We start from the raw sequence: 2,463 nt of genomic DNA on the forward strand, positions 1-2,463 counted from the left end.
CGCACTTAGCACTCCTTACTCGCAGGCTAATGTTGCAGAGAAAGGTACACAAGCAGAAGAAAATATTGAAGTCATTTCAGTGACTGGTACGCGCCGTAATCTGCGCAGTATTGCCGAAAGTACGGTCCCTGTTGATATCATTACCAGTGCCGATATGGCCAGCACAGGCCAGCTTGAAATCAGCCAAGTACTTGCCAACCAAATACCCAGCTTTAACTACCCCAGCGCGACGATTGCTGACGGAACTGACCATGCCCGCCCAGCTGTTTTACGCGGTCTAGCGCCCGATCACACTTTAGTACTTATTAATGGTAAGCGCCGTCACTCAGGTGCACTTTTAAATCTTGCCGGTGTGGTTGGCCGTGGTTCCACATCTGTTGACTTAAACATGATCCCCACCTCCGCAATTAAGCGTGTGGAAGTACTACGTGACGGCGCCGCCGCGCAGTATGGCTCTGACGCGATTGCCGGTGTAATTAATATTGTATTAAAAGATGCCGCCGAAGGTGGCAGCATTAGTGTGACTTATGGTCAATATGACAGCCAAATGGCCGGCGCACCTAACTTAGAAGGCGCCTATGCAGATACAAACGGTGACCTTGCCTTTGATGTAGGCGGTGATCGTGAAGTAAACGATGGTAGCACGCGGACAATTAGTGCTAATTCTGGTTTCTCGCTTAGCGATAAAGGCTTCGTAAATGTATCAATTGAGTATCGTGACAACGATGCGACTCAACGCTCTGGCTTTGACCCTCGCGAACAATACAACCGCTTAGACAACGGCAGCTTGGACCCACGCGAATTCACCTTTAATCGCTATAATCATCGTTTTGGCAAAGCCGGCTTAGAAGACTACGCACTTTTTTACAATCTGGGCTACGATTTAGACGATGGCCTGAACCTGTATTCTTTTGCTAGCTATTCAAAACGTGAGGGCAACTCAGCTGGTTTTTATCGCCGCGCAAAAGACAGCCGTAACGTAGAGTCGCTTTATCCAAACGGTTTCTTACCGCAAATTGAAACCGACGTAGAGGACTATTCATTAGCGCTAGGTTTGGAAGGCGAAACAAGTGACTGGACGTGGGATGTAAGCACTAACTATGGCCAAAACGATTTTGCCTTGGGCGTGGTTAATAGTGTAAACACCTCACTAGGTGATAGCAGTCAAACTGAATTTGATAACGGTGCCTTGATTTATGACCAATGGATAGTCAATGCAGATGCAAATACAGGCTTAGATTTAGGCCTGCCCGACGACGTATTTTTTACCATTGGTGCTGAGTACCGTCGTGAAAGTTACAAAATTGAACAAGGCGAAGAAGCATCTTACATCACCGCTGTAGATACTAACGGTAATCCCGTTTCGGCCGGAGGTGCACAGGTGCTTTCAGGATTTGGGCCAGAAAGTGTAACGGATAAAAGTCGACATAATATTTCCGTATTTGCTGAATTTGACGCGTACTTTACTGAAAATTGGAATCTTGTTTTTGCAAGTCGCTACGAAGATTATAGCGACTTTGGAGACACGTTTAATTCAAAATTGGCAACGCGTTACAGCATTACCGATAACCTATCACTTCGCGGTGCTATTAGCACAGGTTTCCGCGCGCCCTCGCTTGCGCAAACCTCCTATCGCCAAATTTCAACGGTACTTGAAAATAACCAACCGTTTGAAGTCGGTTTGTTCCCGACCGATGCGCCTTCAGCTAAAGCACTGGGTGCTAAAAAATTAGACGCAGAAGACTCGGTAAACATCACTGCGGGCTTTATCTACACTCAAGATAGTTTTAGTTTGACAGTTGATGCATATCGTATTGATATTGATGACCGTGTTGTGTTGTCGGAAAATTTAACAGGCCCAGCCGTGCAGCAAATTTTAGCAAACGCTGGCGAGTTAAATACTGAAAGTGTGCGTTACTTTACCAATGCTATTGATTCACGCACCCAAGGCGTCGATATCGTTGCTACCTATTCACTTGCGCTAAATAATCTGGGCGACGTGCGCTTAAACGCGGCTGCTAACTTCAACGATACCGAAGTAACGCATATCGACGACAACCCGGCGCAACTTAACTCACTAGGTGATGAATACGTGGTATTTGCACGTCGTGAAGTGGGTCGTTTTGAAGAAGGCACACCTGATAGCAAATGGAACTTATCTGCTGTTTGGAGCGTTAACCAATGGCAAACCACATTGCGCACCACTCGTTATGGTGAAGTTGCTGATATTTCAACAACCGCTGCTCGCGATGAATATCTGAATGCGAAGTGGATAACCGACCTAGAAATAGCATACCAAGCAGACAAACACTGGCAGTTTGCTGTAGGTGCAAATAATCTGTTTGACCAATATCCGCAGGCAACTGTAGACAACATTGGCTATTCAAACTTTAGCCAGATATTCCCATATACAGCCTACTCGCCATACAGCTTAGATGGCCGTTTCCTTTATGGTAATATTAC

The 2,463-nt window shown here is 46.1% G+C and carries 1 protein-coding gene; it reads left to right on the plus strand.

Annotated elements, in window-relative coordinates; genetic code table 11:
• The coding region (locus tag CXF81_RS00310; RefSeq protein WP_101179107.1) for a TonB-dependent siderophore receptor at nt 1-2,463 on the plus strand (2,463 nt) is incomplete at both ends.

It is taken from the genome of Glaciecola sp. 33A (genome assembly GCF_002836745.1).
Classification (GTDB): Bacteria; Pseudomonadota; Gammaproteobacteria; order Enterobacterales; family Alteromonadaceae; genus Glaciecola.